13 protein-coding genes and 5 tRNA genes are annotated in these 17,035 nt (G+C 44.9%); 11 read left to right on the forward strand and 7 right to left on the reverse strand.

The window, feature by feature from the left end; all coding sequences use genetic code 11:
• Positions 1 to 188: 188 nt before the first annotated feature.
• From BUC07_RS14895 to BUC07_RS14925, 7 genes are all read left to right on the forward strand, one after another.
• Complete coding sequence (locus BUC07_RS14895) at positions 189 to 2,165, forward strand: SDR family NAD(P)-dependent oxidoreductase (protein WP_073171190.1); 1,977 nt, start codon at positions 189 to 191, stop codon at positions 2,163 to 2,165.
• A gap of 72 nt (positions 2,166 to 2,237) precedes the next feature.
• Positions 2,238 to 3,509, forward strand: a complete 1,272-nt coding sequence (locus BUC07_RS14900) for a zinc-binding dehydrogenase (RefSeq protein ID WP_073171192.1) — start codon at positions 2,238 to 2,240, stop codon at positions 3,507 to 3,509.
• Between the two features lie 12 nt (positions 3,510 to 3,521).
• Positions 3,522 to 4,295 carry an inositol monophosphatase family protein gene (locus tag BUC07_RS14905; RefSeq protein ID WP_073171195.1) on the forward strand — a complete coding sequence of 258 codons (774 nt, stop codon included), beginning with the start codon at positions 3,522 to 3,524 and terminating at the stop codon, positions 4,293 to 4,295.
• Between the two features lie 129 nt (positions 4,296 to 4,424).
• Positions 4,425 to 7,007: a DNA mismatch repair protein MutS gene (gene mutS, locus BUC07_RS14910; RefSeq protein ID WP_245792715.1), complete on the forward strand. Its 2,583-nt coding sequence runs from the start codon at positions 4,425 to 4,427 to the stop codon at positions 7,005 to 7,007.
• Positions 7,008 to 7,135: 128 nt separating this feature from the next.
• A tRNA-Gly gene (locus tag BUC07_RS14915) sits at positions 7,136 to 7,208 on the forward strand.
• A gap of 61 nt (positions 7,209 to 7,269) precedes the next feature.
• Positions 7,270 to 7,356, forward strand: a tRNA-Leu gene (locus BUC07_RS14920).
• 6 nt (positions 7,357 to 7,362) lie between these two features.
• A tRNA-Gly gene (locus BUC07_RS14925) sits at positions 7,363 to 7,435 on the forward strand.
• A gap of 715 nt (positions 7,436 to 8,150) precedes the next feature.
• Here the strand turns inward: BUC07_RS14925 and BUC07_RS14930 are convergent.
• Entirely contained in the window at positions 8,151 to 8,753 is a 603-nt protein-coding gene (locus tag BUC07_RS14930; protein WP_073171202.1) for a 3-keto-disaccharide hydrolase, read from the reverse strand.
• Between the two features lie 21 nt (positions 8,754 to 8,774).
• On the reverse strand, positions 8,775 to 9,440 hold the full coding sequence (locus BUC07_RS14935) for a hypothetical protein (RefSeq protein WP_073171205.1): 666 nt from the start codon (positions 9,438 to 9,440) through the stop codon (positions 8,775 to 8,777).
• Positions 9,441 to 9,548: 108 nt separating this feature from the next.
• Here BUC07_RS14935 and BUC07_RS14940 point away from each other — a divergent pair, with 108 nt between their 5' ends.
• On the forward strand, positions 9,549 to 10,667 hold the full coding sequence (locus BUC07_RS14940) for a carboxypeptidase-like regulatory domain-containing protein (protein WP_073171208.1): 1,119 nt from the start codon (positions 9,549 to 9,551) through the stop codon (positions 10,665 to 10,667).
• Positions 10,668 to 10,676: 9 nt separating this feature from the next.
• Here BUC07_RS14940 and BUC07_RS14945 read toward each other — a convergent pair whose 3' ends face one another.
• Positions 10,677 to 11,873 (reverse strand): hypothetical protein, encoded by a 1,197-nt coding sequence (locus tag BUC07_RS14945; protein ID WP_073171211.1) that lies wholly within the window; start codon positions 11,871 to 11,873, stop codon positions 10,677 to 10,679.
• 12 nt (positions 11,874 to 11,885) lie between these two features.
• Positions 11,886 to 13,250: a multiheme c-type cytochrome gene (locus tag BUC07_RS14950; RefSeq protein WP_073171213.1), complete on the reverse strand. Its 1,365-nt coding sequence runs from the start codon at positions 13,248 to 13,250 to the stop codon at positions 11,886 to 11,888.
• 363 nt (positions 13,251 to 13,613) lie between these two features.
• Here BUC07_RS14950 and BUC07_RS14955 point away from each other — a divergent pair.
• Positions 13,614 to 13,686: transfer RNA gene (locus BUC07_RS14955), tRNA-Phe, on the forward strand.
• 121 nt (positions 13,687 to 13,807) lie between these two features.
• Here BUC07_RS14955 and BUC07_RS14960 read toward each other — a convergent pair.
• The 3 genes from BUC07_RS14960 to folB all read right to left on the reverse strand — a co-directional run bounded on the left by BUC07_RS14960 (position 13,808) and on the right by folB (position 14,695).
• Positions 13,808 to 13,878 (reverse strand) — tRNA-Cys (locus BUC07_RS14960).
• Positions 13,879 to 14,047: 169 nt separating this feature from the next.
• Entirely contained in the window at positions 14,048 to 14,230 is a 183-nt protein-coding gene (locus tag BUC07_RS14965; protein WP_139279607.1) for a hypothetical protein, read from the reverse strand.
• Positions 14,231 to 14,344: 114 nt separating this feature from the next.
• Positions 14,345 to 14,695 (reverse strand): dihydroneopterin aldolase, encoded by a 351-nt coding sequence (gene folB, locus BUC07_RS14970; RefSeq protein WP_073171217.1) that lies wholly within the window; start codon positions 14,693 to 14,695, stop codon positions 14,345 to 14,347.
• Between the two features lie 123 nt (positions 14,696 to 14,818).
• On the opposite strand from folB, the gene BUC07_RS14975 reads away from it, so the two are divergent.
• The gene (locus BUC07_RS14975) at positions 14,819 to 16,516 is read left to right on the forward strand and encodes a glutamine--tRNA ligase/YqeY domain fusion protein (protein WP_073171220.1); all 1,698 of its coding nucleotides are present in this window, start codon (positions 14,819 to 14,821) and stop codon (positions 16,514 to 16,516) included.
• 140 nt (positions 16,517 to 16,656) lie between these two features.
• A complete protein-coding gene (locus BUC07_RS14980) occupies positions 16,657 to 17,034 on the forward strand; it encodes a LiaF transmembrane domain-containing protein (protein ID WP_139279608.1) in 378 nt (125 codons plus the stop codon).
• The last annotated feature ends 1 nt before the right edge of the window (position 17,035 follow it).

Consider the following 17,035-nt stretch of genomic DNA (forward strand, 5'->3'; position numbering starts at 1 on the left):
TAACAGATTTGTGGCAAAATCCATCAATACACTGACTGTCAGGGGGTTTGATTAAATATTTTGATGACTTGGTTTGCTCATTTTCAAATAGTTATCCACATTTTTAACGAAGTATTGATTCATCAAATCCGGTCAAAATAAAAATACAATTGTCACCGCGCTAAAGTACGGTGCTAATAAGAAAAACCATGAAACCGGAAATAAAAAATTTAATAGACGTTTCAAGATTTTACGGGCAAAAAAAAGAGTATGTGATTGCCGGGGGCGGGAACACTTCCTTTAAAGACGAAAAACACCTGTGGATAAAAGCCAGTGGTGTGAATCTGGGCGACATCGACGAGAATGGATTTTGTGTACTCGACCGCCAAAAGCTGAACGAAATCCCCAACCAGGAATTTTCAGATGACCCGGTTAAACGGGAAGATGAAGTAAAAAATGCCCTGCTCAAAAGTCGGGTCAATCCTGATTTGGGTTTACGTCCGTCGGTGGAAACATCGCTGCACAATTTGTTTAGCTATAAGTTTGTGGTACACACCCATTCAACGCTTGTCAATGGCCTCATGTGCAGCAATCAGGCAGAACAAAAAACCATTGAAATATTTGGCGAAGAGGTGCTTTATATTCCCTATTCCGACCCGGGGTTTGTGCTTTTTAAAATCATTGCAGAAAAAATTGAGGAATATAATAAAAAGTTTAATCGCGATCCGCAAATTGTCCTCATTCAGAACCATGGAATTTTTGTGGCCGCCAATTCGGTTGATGAAATAAATGCCATTTATTCCGATGTGGCCAAAAAGCTGAAAGGCACTTTTGACCAATTCCCGGAAAATATTGAAGAGCCTGTTTCTAAAAAACTAACCGGTGTGGTTCCGGCTATCCGCATGTTACTTTCTGAAGAAAAGCTGAAAGTGGCCACGGCCTTCAGCAGCTCAGTGATAAAAAATTTTATTTCCGGAAAAGAAGCTTTCAAAGCAGGCATCTCCCGGCCGTTTAATCCCGATCAGATGGTTTACTGCCTGTCGGAATACCTTTTTGTTGAAAGCAGCTCATCTGAAGAAGAAATAATTGAGGAGACCCGTACTAAAATTGCAGAATTTAAATCGCGCCGCGGAATATTCCCGAAAATTATTTTTGTTCAGAATGAAGGCGCAATTGCCGCCGAAGACTCTTCCGTTTCTGTTGGCCATTTAAAAGATATGGTGAACGATTTTTGCCAAATCAGCAATTTTTCAGAAAATTTTGGTGGTCCGCATCCTCTTACAGGCGAACAGGCTGCTTTTATCGAAAACTGGGAAGTGGAAAATTACCGCAAAAAAGTGATGCTGGGCAGCCAACAGATGGGGCGCGTGGAGAACAAATCAATTATTGTTACAGGCGCTGCCCAGGGATTTGGGGCCGGCATTGCCGAAATCCTTTTCAACCAGGGCGCCAACATTGTGGTAGCCGACCTGAACGAAGAGAAAGGAAACGAATTTGCCGAACAGCTCAATACCCGAAAAACCAAAAACAGGGCCCGCTTTATTAAAGTAAATGTGGCCGAAGCCGCCTCGGTAGAAAGCATGGTGAGCGAAACCGTGCTCAGTTTTGGCGGACTGGATGTACTGATTTCCAACGCCGGGATTCTGCACGCCGGCAGTCTCGACGAGATGGATCAGAAAACATTTGAATTGATGACCAGAGTCAATTACACTGGCTATTTTCTGTGTGCAAAATACGCCAAACCGGTGATGAGGTTGCAACATTCCATACGGCCCAACCATTTTATGGACATTATACAAATCAATTCAAAGTCAGGGTTGAAGGGCAGTAATAAAAACTTTGCTTATGCCGGCGGTAAATTTGGCGGAATTGGTCTCACCCAATCATTTGCGCTGGAACTGATGCCATTCAATATTAAAGTAAATTCCATTTGTCCGGGTAACTTTTTCGACGGTCCGCTGTGGAGCGACCCCGAAAAAGGCCTTTTTGTGCAGTACCTCAATGCAGGAAAAGTGCCGGGCGCCAAAACTATTGCCGATGTAAAAGCGTTTTACGAAGTGCAGGTGCCAGCCGGCCGTGGTTGCACACCCGAAGACGTGGCCAAAGCCATTTTTTACGTCATTGACCAGCATTACGAAACGGGCCAGGCAGTTCCCGTAACCGGCGGACAAAATATGTTGAAATAAACTCCGCGCCTCTGCGCCTTTGCGGTAAAAATTCGAACCGCTGAGACACCAAGACGCAAAGAATAAAGAAATATGAAGACAAAAGCGATTAGATTATACGGAAAAGAAGATTTACGGCTCGAAGAGTTTGAGCTTCCGCAGATAAAAGAAGATGAAATTTTGGCAAAAGTAGTGTCCGACAGTATTTGCATGTCGAGCTATAAAGCAGCCAAACAGGGGCCCGACCACAAACGGGTTCCAGACAATGTGCATGAAAACCCAATAATCATCGGGCACGAGTTTGCCGGCGAAATTGTGGAAGTGGGTGCCAAATGGCAGCACAAATTTAAGCCCGGGCAGAAATATTCAATCCAGCCGGCCATTTATTACGAAAATGGCCCGATGGGGATTTTGAGCGCTCCGGGTTATTCTTATCCGCATATTGGTGGCGATGCCACCTACGTTATCATCCCGAAAGATGTACTGGAACAGGACTGCCTGCTGGCTTACGACGGCCCCGGTTATTATCCCGCCTCGCTGGCTGAACCACTGAGCTGTGTGATTGGTGCCATGCATGCAAACTACCACACCAAACCGGGTTCGTACATTCACCAGATGGAGATTGTGGACGGCGGCAAAATGGCGATTCTCGCAGGAGTTGGTCCCATGGGACTGGCTGCCATCAACTACGTGGTAAACCGCAAGGACCGCAAACCATCGCAGTTGGTAATAACCGACATCGACCAGGGCCGCCTCGACCGGGCAGCGGAAATTTTTCCGCCTGCATGGGCCAATGAAAAAGGCATTGAATTGATTTATCTGAATACCGGGAATGTGGATAATCCGGTGGAAAAGCTGAAGGAGATTTCCGGTGGCGGCTACAACGATGTTTTTGTTTTTGCTCCCGTTGCACCGGTTGTGGAACAAGGAGATGCTATTCTGGCACACGACGGCTGCCTCAACTTTTTTGCCGGACCGTCTGATCCGAATTTTTCTGCAAAACTGAATTTTTACAATGTGCATTATGCTTACACGCACATTGTCGGTACTTCGGGCGGAAACAACGATGACATGGTGGAAGCGCTCGACTGTATGAGTAAAGGTCTCGATCCGGCGGGATTAATTACCCATGTTGGCGGGCTGAACGCCGTGGCAGAAACCACCCTGAATCTGCCCAAAATTCCAGGTGGCAAGAAATTGATTTACACGCACAAAAAACTTTCGCTTACTGCCATTTCCGATTTTGAAGAAAAAGGGAAAAGCGATCCGTTTTATGCTGAACTCGCCAAACTGGTGAGCAAAACCAAAGGATTGTGGAATGTGGAGGCAGAAAAATATTTGCTGGAAAATGCACCGGAAATTTAGGTCATCTGAGTTATGCACAATCTTTCTCCGGAATTGAACATTGCACTGAAAGCTGCCCGCGCCGGAGCTGAAATCATTCGGGATCGGTACGGTAAAATTCCTGAAACAAGGTTGAAGGCCGGTTCCGAAACCCTGGTAACCGACACCGATATCGCTGCTGAAAAGGTCATTCTGAAAGTGTTGCGCGAAAATTCTGACTACGGAATAATCAGCGAAGAAAGTGGGCAGACTGGCATCGCTGACGGCCCACAATGGGTGGTCGATCCGTTAGACGGAACTTCCAATTTTGCCCGGGCGCTGCCGCTTTTTGCCGTTTCAGTTGGCCTCATCCACGGTTCGCAGTCACTGGCTGGCGTTATTATCGACCCGGTGCTTCAAAATGAATACTACGCAGAAAAAGAACAAGGCGCTTATTGCAACGGGGAACGGTTGAAAATGCCCCGGTTCAGGAAAGATTATGGCATCAACCTGTTTCTGAATCACGGTTCATGCGATAAAGACAAACTGAAATATGCCGCTGTAAATGAGCGACTGGCGTGCGATTATCGGCTTCGCAAACTGGGCACAACTGCCCTGGAACTGTGCTACGTAGCCAACGGGTCGTTCGACGGGTTCATTTGCTCGGGCGATGAATTGTGGGATTTTGCCGCTGGAATTGTGATTGCTACCGAAGCCGGTTGCATGTTTACCGACTGGCAGGGAAATCTCTGGGAAAGGGGCGAAAACCATCTGCTGTTTGCCCGCCCGGAAATTCATGAAGAACTGATAGCAAAACTCAAGGGCTGATTAAAAATACCTTGAGCTTTTGTTGAAAAATAATGATTGAACAAGGGAGCAATATTTTTCCTTCAATGCTCAAACCACTATCTTTGCTTTCCGATGACTGATAAGAAAAAATATGTGGAAACGCCCTTGATGAAGCAGTATTACAAAATCAAGGACAAACATCCTGATGCGGTGTTGCTTTTCAGGGTAGGCGATTTTTATGAAACCTTTGGTGAAGATGCCATTAAATCGGCCGAAATTTTGGGGATAACCCTTACCCGGCGGGCCAATGGTGCAGCCAGTTATGTGGAGCTGGCCGGATTTCCGCATCACGCCCTGGAAACTTACCTGCCCAAACTGGTGAGGGCAGGTCAGCGGGTGGCGATTTGCGAGCAGCTGGAAGATCCCAAAATGACCAAAAAGATAGTGAAGCGAGGCATCACCGAGCTGGTTACCCCGGGCGTTTCCATCAACGAAAATATTTTGGAGAACAGGGAAAATAATTTCCTTGCATCAGTGCATTTCGATAAAAAAATGGCCGGCGTGGCTTTTATGGATATTTCCACCGGTGAATTTCTTACCGCTGAGGGAAATTTTGAATATGTAGATAAGCTGCTCAATTCTTTTCAGCCCAAAGAGGTGCTTTTTCAGCGGGGGAGAGGGCAGGAGTTTGAAGAGATTTTCGGCAATAAATTTTATACCTACAAGCTCGACGACTGGGTTTATACCCTCGATGCTGCCACCGACCGCCTGACCCGGCATTTTGAAACCACATCACTCAAGGGGTTCGGTATTCAGAACATGCCACTGTCCATTATTGCTTCGGGCGCTGTGTTGCATTACCTCGATTACACCCAGCACCTTCACATAAAACACATTACCGGCCTTAGTCGTATTGAAGAAGAGCATTATGTTTGGCTCGACAGGTTTACTATCCGTAATCTTGAACTGTTTTCACCAATTCATGAAGGAGGTAAATCATTGCTTCAGGTCATCGATAAAACCATCACCCCCATGGGGTCGCGGTTGCTGAAACGCTGGCTGGCCCTGCCGCTGAAAGATATCGACCCGATAAACGACCGGCTCAACGTGGTGGAATTTTTTCTGAAACAGCCTGACACCAGAGAAAACCTCGAAGAGCATTTACGTCAGATTGGGGATTTGGAGCGGCTGGTTTCAAAAGTAGCGGTTGGGCGAATTAATCCACGCGAAATGGTGCATGTGAAAAATGCACTCAATGCCATCGCCCCGGTAAAATCAGTTTGCGAGAATGCCGAAAATAAAACGCTGAAACGTTTTGCTGAACAGCTTAATCCATGTGATTTAATACGGGAAAAAATTGAGCAGGAAATTGTTCCCGATCCGCCAACTGCCGTGAACAAAGGTAAAACTATTGCCGAAGGGGTTTCGAAAGAGCTGGATGAGCTTCGCGAAATTGCCTATTCCGGGAAAGATTACCTGATAAACCTGCAAAAACGCGAGAGCGAAAAATATGGAATTCCCTCGCTCAAGGTGAGTTTCAACAATGTTTTTGGCTATTATATCGAGGTGAGAAATACGCATAAAAGTAAAGTTCCGGACGACTGGATTCGAAAACAAACACTGGTGAATGCCGAGCGGTATATTACTGAAGAGCTGAAGGAATACGAATCGAAAATTTTAGGTGCCGAAGAAAAAATTCAGGTACTCGAATCGAAGTTATTTAATGAGCTTGTTTTTGCTTTGTCGGAATACATTTCGGCCATCCAGTTGAATTCAAATATCCTGGCGCAGATTGATTGTTTGTTGTCTTTTTCTGCCTGCGCTTCAACCTATAACTATTTCAGGCCCGAGATTTACGACAGTACTTCTGTCGAAATCAAAAACGGACGGCATCCGGTTATCGAGCACCAGTTGCCTATTGGCGAATCATATATTGCCAACGATGTAAAGCTGGATCAGGAAGATCAGCAGATTATTATAATTACGGGGCCGAATATGGCAGGTAAATCGGCGCTGCTGCGCCAAACAGCGCTGATTGTTTTGCTGGCACAAATGGGGAGTTTCGTTCCTGCCGAAGCGGCTAAAATCGGGATTGTCGATAAAATATTTACCCGCGTTGGGGCATCCGATAATATTTCGCTTGGGGAATCCACTTTCATGGTGGAAATGAACGAAGCGGCCAGCATTCTGAATAATGTTTCGGACCGCAGCCTGATTTTGTTTGATGAGCTGGGGCGCGGAACTTCTACCTACGATGGCCTCTCCATTGCCTGGTCGATTGTGGAGCACCTGCACGAACACCCGCGTGCCAAAGCGAAAACACTTTTTGCCACCCATTACCACGAGCTGAATGAAATGGAAGGATCGTTTTCGCGGGTGAAAAATTTTAATGTTTCAGTAAAAGAGGTGGAGAATAAGGTGATTTTTTTACGCAAGCTGGTGAAAGGCGGAAGTAACCACAGTTTTGGTATTCACGTGGCTTCCATGGCCGGAATGCCCAAATCGGTAACTAAGCGTGCCGAACAAATTTTGAAAAAACTGGAAGGTGAAAAAGGGAAGGAAGACCTTTCGAAACCACTGGGAGAAATCGGCGGGAATCGCGAAGGGATGCAAATGAGTTTTTTCCAGCTCGACGATCCGGTACTCAAGCAAATCCGCGACGAGATAGCCACGCTCGATATTAACAACCTGACCCCCGTGGAAGCCCTGAACAAACTTAATGAGATTAAGAAATTGACAGGGTTGAAGTAGGCACAGGCATTTTTTTTTCAGAATTTTGTGATAACAAAAAAATAGCAATATATTTGCATCGCTTCTGAAAAAGGCAACCCGCTGAAAAGTGGGAAATCACTGATAACAGAAGAAGTTCATTACCATTAGCGAGAATAGCTCAGTTGGTAGAGCACGACCTTGCCAAGGTCGGGGTCGCGGGTTCGAGTCCCGTTTCTCGCTCGAAGGAGAGAAAAAGGGACGAGAAGTTTATCCCGATTTTTCCTCGTTTTTTGAAAAGGATGCCCGGATGGTGGAATTGGTAGACACGTTGGACTTAAAATCCAATGGCCCTATAACGGCCGTGCGGGTTCAAGTCCCGCTCCGGGTACCGCTTGCGAGAATAGCTCAGTTGGTAGAGCACGACCTTGCCAAGGTCGGGGTCGCGGGTTCGAGTCCCGTTTCTCGCTCAAAATTGAAAGGTTGCCCAAAAGGCAGCCTTTTTTTGATCTCTCCTTTTTGAGCTGGTGACTTTCGGTCACCTGCTCAATATAAAGAAGTTCACTTAAGAAGCAGTCATTTTTTATTTCTTCAGCTTTTTAACTTTTTTCCTTGATGAGAAGTATCCCCCGAAGGGATGCCTAAGGCAAAAAGAATCAAGTCCCGTGAGGGATGCCTATGGCGCTTCTACGCGCTCCAGACTTTCTTAACGGCTTTCGTATTACGGCTACTTCGGCCTAAAAGTCGGTTCATGTCCTCCCCGGCCCGCATTTTTTTCAAGCCCGCGCGCTTATCCTGATTCAATCAGGATTTTGATGGCTTCGAACTTGCAGTCCTGTGGCCTATTTTCATCGAAACCGGAATTAAAATGAAACCTTACTGAGACCGGGAAGCTCCGAATATATGAGGAGATCACCCGGCCGAAGTTAGGTTTTATGAAAATGGAGGTTAAAGATGAAAATCAGCCTTGAATTTTCTGCTTCGTCTTTGCTTCAAGGCAAAGATGAAGGCTCCCGGCAGGAAAAAATTAATCATTTAAATTCGTGATTCCTTTTTACTCCACCTACTTTTTAAAGTGTTCCCATAAAAAAAGGTTGCCCAGCGAGCAACCTTTATATTTGTGTATTATGTTTTGCAATTGAGCCGTAAACTGGCACTTAATTGAATTGAGAAGAAGCCAATTATCTACAGCTCTTTTATTTTGATGTTCCGCCATTTCACTTTTATGCCGCCGCCATCGTGAATTTGCAGGGCAATGGCGCCTTTCCCTTCGGCAATTTTTTCATCTTCAATGTCAACCATCTGTTCTCCGTTGAGCCAGGTGGTCACATGCCCGCCAACCACGCGAATCCTCATTTCGTTCCATTCGCCCATTTTCAGAATATTTTCTTTTTCATCGGGAATTTGTACCAGCCAGCCGCGACCGTACGATTCATAAATACCACCGGTGTCGTGATTTGGGGGCGCCACTTCTACCTGCCAGCCACTTACTTTGGTGCCGTCGAATGTGGATCGGAAAAATACGCCACTGTTGCCGTCGGCCTCCTGAAGGAATTCAACCGAAAGTTCAAAGTCGTCGTAATTCTTTTCGGTTGACAGGTACCCGTAAGCTTCATCGGGACCACTTTCGCAAATCAGCAATCCATCTTCCACGTACCATTTTTCGGTTCCGTGTACTTTCCATCCGTCCAGGTTTTCACCGTTAAATAATGATTCCCATCCACCGTTGCAGGCAATTACAACGATACTTAACGAGAGAACCAATCCTAAAAATGTAATTTTTCTCATTTGATTATAATTTTTGTAAAATTAATTTCCTCCACCTCCAAGTTCTTTTTTGAGCAGGTTAACGTTGTTTTGCAAACGCTTAATTTCGGCATCTTTTTCTTCTATTTCGGCCCGGAGATTTTCAGTTTCTGTTTTCACTTTCTGCAATTCCTGTTGAAGTTGCTCGCGTTGCTGCTCAGCCTGATTAACTTTCGACTCCAGCGATGAAATTTCATCTTTTTGCAAATTTAACTGAAAGTTTTTGTCGTCGATAACCGTCGATTGGTCCGAAATTTCTTCTTCCAGATTATTAACCTGTGCGCGCAGTGCCCTGATATTTGCATCTTTGTTTTCCAGTTCTTCTTTCATGCGTTGCTGCTCAAAACCAAAACTAAAACTGGTTTCCTGCAACGACTCTTTTTGTTCGGTAAGCAGTTCGTTAAGTCGCGAAATTTCAGTGTTCAGCGAGTCAATATACTGGTCTTTTTTTGCGTTGCTTTCGAGCAGTTCGTTTTTCATTTCCTCAAAATCGGCAATCAGGGCTTCAATTCGCGAGGCACGGTAATTGGTTTCTTCAGTGAGTTGGCGCACCTGTTCCTCTGCCTTCAAACGTCCGTCCTGCATCTCCACGAACTTCTTTTTTGATACGCATGAATGCATAAAAAGTCCGGACAGTATAAAAAGGAGTATAAAATATTTGTTTGTCATGTTAATTCTTTTAGATTTCAGCAAATATAACAAATAATAACAGGGTATTATAACGTTATATAGAAGTTGAATTGTATAGTTTTACTACTTTTAGTCAAAATTTTTAAAATGAAGAAACTGTTTCTGTTAGTTACAATAATTTCGCTTGGATTTAGCCTTCAGGCCCAGGATGGATCACAGATTATTCAAACCATAAAAGGGAAAGTGGTTGATGAAGCCACAAACGAGTCAGTATCTTTCACCAACATAAGTATTGAAGGCACTTTTTACGGCACGGCCAGTAATGAGGAAGGGGAGTTTGAGCTGAAAATTCCGGAAGAAATGGCTGGCGGTCAGATATTATTTTCAGCGGTGGGGTATAAAAATGAGAAATTTCCGGTAGATACTTATTTTGATCGCGAATACAATATTGTTAAACTGGAGCCTACATCGTATGATATTGATGATGTGGATATTGCTGCCCGGTCGAGAGTGCTTGAGCGAATTCTGCGCATGGCATCGGAAAATACGCCCTACAATTTTATTGGCGGGCCTTTTAACCTGGAATGCAGTTACGAAAATCTAAAAACAATTGATGATACTACTGAAGTTGTGCAAATGGCTGAGGTGTTGATTTACGATAAGGTAGGATATGTTGAGCCTTCAAAACTGAATGCTTTCAGGATGCGGAAATATGAAATTACGCCGGCCGAGCCAGCCTACACTTTTTCGTCGGGCATTTTGAATTTTGATGAACTGATTAGCATGGACTGGGTACGAACAGGTTCATCGGTTTTAAATCCGGCGTTGCTTTACCAGTTCGATCTAAAGCAGGAAGCGGAAGTTGAGGTTGACGGCAAGCCGGCATGGGTAATATCCTTTAGTCAGGATGAGCCCACATTCGCCGGGACGGGTGATTTTCATGCCAGTTCGTTCTCGGGGCAAATTACTGTTCTGAAAGAGGATTATTCGGTGAAAAAACTTGAAGGATCGGTTCAGTCTTCCAAACACAACCGGCAGGGAAAATCGCTGGCAGTGGGCAATTCCAATTCAAACTATTACAAAAATGTCTCCTACAATTTTTCTGTAACCTACTCGCAGCTCAAACCCGATGTAATCATGCTGAATAAAAAATACGATTACAAAGGCCGGCAGGTAGCCGAAAAAACCACCTTAACGATCAACCGGGTTCAAATGGCTGATGTTAAAGTGGTTTTTTCGCGTGATTATTTTCCGGCTTCGGAATAGTTTTTCAAATCAGAACGCGGAAACAAATCCAAAATTGAATTTATTGATGTTATGGTCGCTGTAGGTAAAATCGAGCGTGTATTCAGCTACTAATCTCACATTGCGCCTCAGCAGGTATCCCGCATGAAATGTGACAGACTGGTAATCGGCCGCATTAAAATCAGATTCCACCCAGTTGTATAGACCCAACAGGTACCATTTGGTTTGGTCGCCGCCGGGACTAAAGATGAGTTCTGCCATCGCCCCGTCGGTTTTCACATCCTCCATTTCTGCAGAACTGTTAAAGCTGCTGTAAATCTGTGAGTCGCTCCGCTGCAGATACTGGGCGTTGAGCGTAATTTTGGGCGAGGGAGCAAAAGTGAAATTAGGACCCCATATAAAAACTTCATTGGTTGATGTGGGTGCAAAGCTATGCATCAAATCTTCTTTCCCGGTAAAAGCAAAAGCCCCCACGTTTACCATTTTACCAAAATCCTGTGAAAGATGCAGCAGGAAATTTTTATACTTGTCATGGTCGAATACGCGGTTTTGTGCTTCTGGCAATCCATTGCCGTTGGTGACTTCGAGTGATACACCTGTTCCGGAGTCCAGCCCCATGGTAACCATCACTCCCTTGTCATACTTCAACCCGATTCCCGAATTTCCGATTTGCGAAGTGTAAAGCACATAATCTTCGAGCGACAATCTGAGTTCGCGTTTAAAGAGTGGGTCGGAAACCTGGAACTGTCCAAGGGCAATATCCAGGTCAATTCCAAAAAGGTCGTTATACATCAAAAAGGCATCTTCAACGCCGGCCACCTCGCCTCTTTCGCTAAAATAAAAATAGAAGTAGTAGGAGAGGCGTTCGGAAATTTCGCCACCGGAAAGCAGCTTGATGATATAAGGCGATGCAAAATCGCTTCGTTCGTTTCCGCCCATGTTGTAGGTTACAAAACCATCGAGCCTGACAGCAATGGGCAGCTCACGCAGTAACGATAACTCGGTGTCGCCGGTTTCCACGTAGTAGCGCGGCGAACTTTCCTCTTCCAGCCTGAATCCGTTGCCTGCAAATTCATCGCCGTAAGCTTTGAGTGCCGGAGCGGCGGGTGTGTGGCAGGTTGTGCAGCTCAGCCTGTATTTTCGGGCAAAAGCAGGAATTGCCTGAATTGTTTCAGTAATGAAAAAAGCAGCAAGAGTAAGAATTACAATAGATAGATTTTTTTTCATGATTATTTTGTTTTAAGGATAAACTGTAATTTCGGTTGAATGGCTGTTTACTTCAAGTGCTGTATATTCTTCTTCGGGCACTTCGAGGAATTCGCCAACAGGTTTTACAAGCAACCTGTAATAAAGTGTTGCAGTAACCTGAACCTTTCCGGGTTTAATTTCGAAGGGCAATTCAAATGTAAAGGTTTCTGTCTTGGTTTCGCGCGGCCCAATGCGGTAGTCAACGCCCAGCGAGGCGGTGTTCCATTGCATTATGGTCATGCGTCCTTCCGGGTCGAAATAGGGCATGCGGTAAATGCGGTCGCCAATGGGGACATCTTCTCTTCTGACGCCTTCAAAATTTTCAATTCCCAGCGGTACACCCATATCCTGGTAGGCCAGCACATCACTTGCAATGGTGTATTCTTCGCCTTCAAATCCTTTTTTGTCAACCGGAATGTGGAAAGTATTTCCGTCTTCATCTTCAGCTTCCACATGCAGCCACACAATGCGGTCTTCAACTGACCCGGTCGGAAATTTATGTCCTGTTTTTTGGTTGAAAAGCGTAGCCGTGAGGACCACTACTTCGCCCGGAACGGTTTCGCGAATATCGGGCTGAATGCGCAGCTCAATGGTTCCTTTGACTTTGCCGGGGTCGTGCCCGCCGTTGAAAAGGTGCATGCGGGCATCCGGATAAGTACTGCCTAGTTTGGCTGTGCGCATTTCAGTGTCGGGCATGTGACACTCCTGGCAGGTGACATCGTTTTCGGCATAAGGTCCTTCTTCCCATTCCAGCTGAGTGGATTTTACCCAAACCCCGAACGGACTTTTTTCGTTGTGGCAGGTTCCGCAGAGACGGGTGTCAGAGTGGAGGTCAATTTCCACAATTTCATGATTTGGTGATTCGGTTTCCCCCTTGCGGGAGCTGTATTTGGTGTCGCCCGGTTCGAGAATAAAGTTGAAGTTGTAGGCCGTGTCGCCGGAAATACCTTTTATCAGGTGACAAACTTCGCACGAAACTGATTCGTTTGCTCGTGAACCTTCTGAAGGACGGGGTGGCGGAAAATCGCCGACGAGATATGCCATGGGGGTGTGGCAGCCATTGCATCCGTCAACTGCTTCTTTAAAATCGGGGTCAGCCTCAGCATGGGCCACTGCCAGTTTAAAGTATTCGATTTCGTCCCAGTGGTGGGTGTAAGCTTCCGACATCATGGCCTGCTTCCATTGCTGGTAAAACTGGTTGTGGCATTGCGCGCAATACTCGGGTGTTTCAAAATCATCGTAATCAGAATCACCCGGTTCAATGCGGCTGTCCGATAATGGAAACATAAAACTAAAACTGACCAGCAACCCAAGTGTAATTATTCCGAAAAATGAAGGTGTAGTTAATTTTTTCATGATTTTAGTTTTAAGTTAAAATGTATTGGCAGTTTCACGCTAAAATGTATTGCAACTTTCAAAGTAAAATTGTCCACTAAAATTATGGAAATTGCAGGGCTTATTCAAATATGCGGGCAATGGTTAAAGCTTATGTTTAAAATTGTGAAATAATTCAAGAAGCTAACATGCAATGTCACAGGCATTACCCTGAGAACAGCGGGTTTCATAAGGATGTTAATTTATTTCTGTTCTAAATAAAAATAGTGAAAATGTTAAAATGAATTGATAGTGTTGAGGTTGTGTTTTAAATTTTTCATTTGAACAAATATTTCTTTGTGGATTTAAAAAAATGCTTACTTTTGCATCACCAAAATAAAAAACGGTGCCATAGCTCAGTTGGTAGAGCAACGGACTGAAAATCCGTGTGTCCCTGGTTCAATTCCAGGTGGCACCACTTTCAAAAAGAAAATCCCGCCGGAGTTGAAAAATTCCGGCGGGATTTTTTTATGCAGGATTTTTGGATTGTGTCACAAAAAAATCCGGCAACTGTTCGTGAAAACTGTTACCGGATGTTGAGGTCTCTGGCGGATTCGAACCGCCGTACGCGGTTTTGCAGACCGCTGCCTAGCCACTCGGCCAAGAGACCATTTCTTAAAATTGGACTGCAAATTTAAGAAAAATGCCTTTACAACCATACATTCCCCTGAAACAATTTTTCCGGATTAAAAAGAAATATCGCCGGATTTAGTTTGGGAGGTTAAATGAACACTGATTCTGCGGCAATTAATTCCGGCAGGCTGAAGTAATAATTTCGGTTAGCGAAGTTGTTCCCAGCGGGAATTTTTGTGCGATAAAATTTTCCCGTTGGCCCACCGGCGCAAGTGCTTGTCGCGCTCAGCAACTTTTGGGTTCAGACCTTCGTGCAGTTCGTTTTTCCGGCAGCCTTTTGGGGTGTCTGCACATCCTCCCTCGTTTAATTTGCTGAATGATGTAAACATGGCTTTACTTTTAAAATTCGACTCAAAGGTAGGAATATTCAATAACAGAAATAGGGATATTTGTCAGGTGAAAAATTGTTTTTCAGCATCCAGACAAATGGTGTGGTAATGAAATTAACGGGACAAAGTAACGCTGGCCTTTTCAATCTGGCCGCCCATTGGAGGGTTCATTTTTGAAACTTTTACTTTTGCGCTTTCTATTGAAGGGAATTCATTGAACAATGCATCGAGAATGCGCCCGGCCACGTTTTCAAGGAGGTGCGATTTTATTTTCATCTCCGTTTTTATGAGGTTGTAAACGGCCTGGTAGTTCAGTGCATCATCCAGATTGTCTGATTTGGCGGCAGCTGTGCAATCGGTTTTTATGGAAACATCTACCAGAAAATCATTTCCAACCACACGCTCTGCTTCAAAATGGCCGTGGAAGGCAAAAAAGTGCATCCCTTCAATTTCAATCAATCCCATACTTTTTTCGGCGAAATTAAGAATAAGTGATTAAAGCAAAGAAATTACCAGCCCGTTAATTAAACTGAGAAACCTTTTCTTAATTTTGCAGTCATTGATAACAAGCGTTTAAATAGTAGCAATATGGCAAATAACGACAACAACGAACCGGCGAAAAAATCGAACTTTATTCATTTACAGATTGAAGAAGATTTAAAACAGGGAAAAAACAACGGAAGGGTGCACACCCGTTTTCCCCCGGAACCCAATGGTTATTTGCACATTGGGCATGCAAAGTCGATTTGCCTCAATTTTGGAATTGCTGAGAAATTTGGCGGCAAATGCAATCTTCGGTTCGACGATACCAATCCTACCAAAGAAGAAATGGAATACGTCGATTCAATAAAAGAAGATGTTCGCTGGCTGGGATTCGACTGGGAAGACCGGCTGTTTTTTGCCTCCGATTACTTCGATAAATTGTATGATTTTGCCATTCAGCTTGTGAAAGAGGGCAAGGCTTATGTTGATGATCAGGATGCTGAAACCATCAGCACCCAGAAAGGAACGCCCACACGGCCCGGTTACGAAAGCCCGTGCCGGAACCGTACTCCCGAAGAAAACCTGGAATTGTTTAAGAAAATGGCTGCCGGCGAGTTTGATGAAGGCTCCCATGTTTTGCGGGCAAAAATTGATATGGCCTCGCCCAACATGCACATGCGCGACCCCATTATTTACAGGATTATGAAAGCCAAGCACCACCGCACCGGCGATAAATGGTGCATTTATCCCATGTACGATTTTGCCCACGGGCAGAGCGATTACTGGGAAGGAGTTACGCATTCCATTTGCACGCTCGAATTTGAAGTACACCGCCCGCTTTACAACTGGTTTATCGATCAGTTGCAGGAAAGCGATTACCGCCCGCGCCAGATTGAGTTTGCCCGGCTGAACCTCACCTATACCATTATGAGTAAACGTCGGCTGCTCGAACTCGTGAAAGAAGGCCATGTTAACGGATGGGATGATCCGCGGATGCCAACAATTACCGGACTTCGCCGCAGAGGATATACGCCTGAGTCGATTCGGAATTTTTCGGACAGGATTGGCGTAACAAAAGTGGACGGGATGATTGATGTGTCGTTGCTGGAATACAGCGTTCGTGAACACCTGAACAAAACGGCCCAGCGTGTTATGGGGGTTCTGGACCCTTTGAAAGTGGTAATTACCAATTACCCCGAAGATCAGGAGGAAGAACTGGAAGCCGTAAATAACCCGGAAGATGAAAGCATGGGCACCCGCAAAGTGCCGTTTTCAAAAGAACTGTTCATTGAACGTGCCGACTTTATGGAAGACCCGCCACGCAAGTTTTTCCGACTGGCACCCGGGCGCGAAGTGCGCTTGCGTTATGCCTATTTTGTTACCTGCAACGAAGTGGTGAAGGACGAAAACGGAGAAATTACCGAACTGCGCTGTACATACGATCCTGCATCGCGCGGAGGAAATTCACCTGATGGCCGGAAAGTGAAAGCCACACTGCATTGGGTGTCGGCAAAACATGCCGTTAAAGCTGAAGTGAGATTATACGATCGGCTGTTTAACGATGAAGATCCCAGTGGTCATAAAGATGTGGATTTCAAAGAATTTCTGAATCCTGAATCGCTGAGGATTTTGCCCGAATGTTATATTGAGCCGTTTGTGAAAGATGCCCAACCTCTGGAGCATTTCCAGTTTGAACGCGTGGGGTATTTTAATGCCGATTACGACTCAACTCCCGGTAACCCAGTGTTTAACCGTACTGTGCCTCTGCGCGATTCGTGGGCCAAAATGCAGAAAAACAAATAAATACAATCCAAAAAGAATTTTCTTGAATTACACGTGATATAAACTTTTTACCGATTCATTTCTTGTGTTAACCGAATGTTAAGCCGGTTCCCATGTTTTCATTTTATATATTTGGGTTAAAATTAACCGGAGAATATAAGATGGAAAAAGAAGCAACACAGAAAGCGAATTCGAGAATTGTTCTGGCATTTGTATTAATTGCCGTTGGTGTGCTCTGGATGTTAAAAAGGCTGGGAATTCATTTCGAATTTCCGGTTATTCACCTGAATCATTTGTTTATGCCCGTTCGCCATTTATTTAACGGCCTTGGGCAGTTTATTTTTTCCTGGCAGGTAGTGCTTATTCTGGTTGGCCTCATTTTAATGGCCGGAAAACGATCGTCAGGAATTGTGCTGATAATTGTCGGGGGCATTTTCCTTTTGCCCAAAATCCTGTTGTTTCCTCCGTTTAGTATCACTTATGTTTTACCGGTTGTGCTCATAGGTGCCGGAGTGGTTATGATTGCCCGGTATGTTTAAT

Source organism: Tangfeifania diversioriginum, assembly GCF_900141875.1.
Taxonomy (GTDB): Bacteria; Bacteroidota; Bacteroidia; order Bacteroidales; family Prolixibacteraceae; genus Tangfeifania; species Tangfeifania diversioriginum.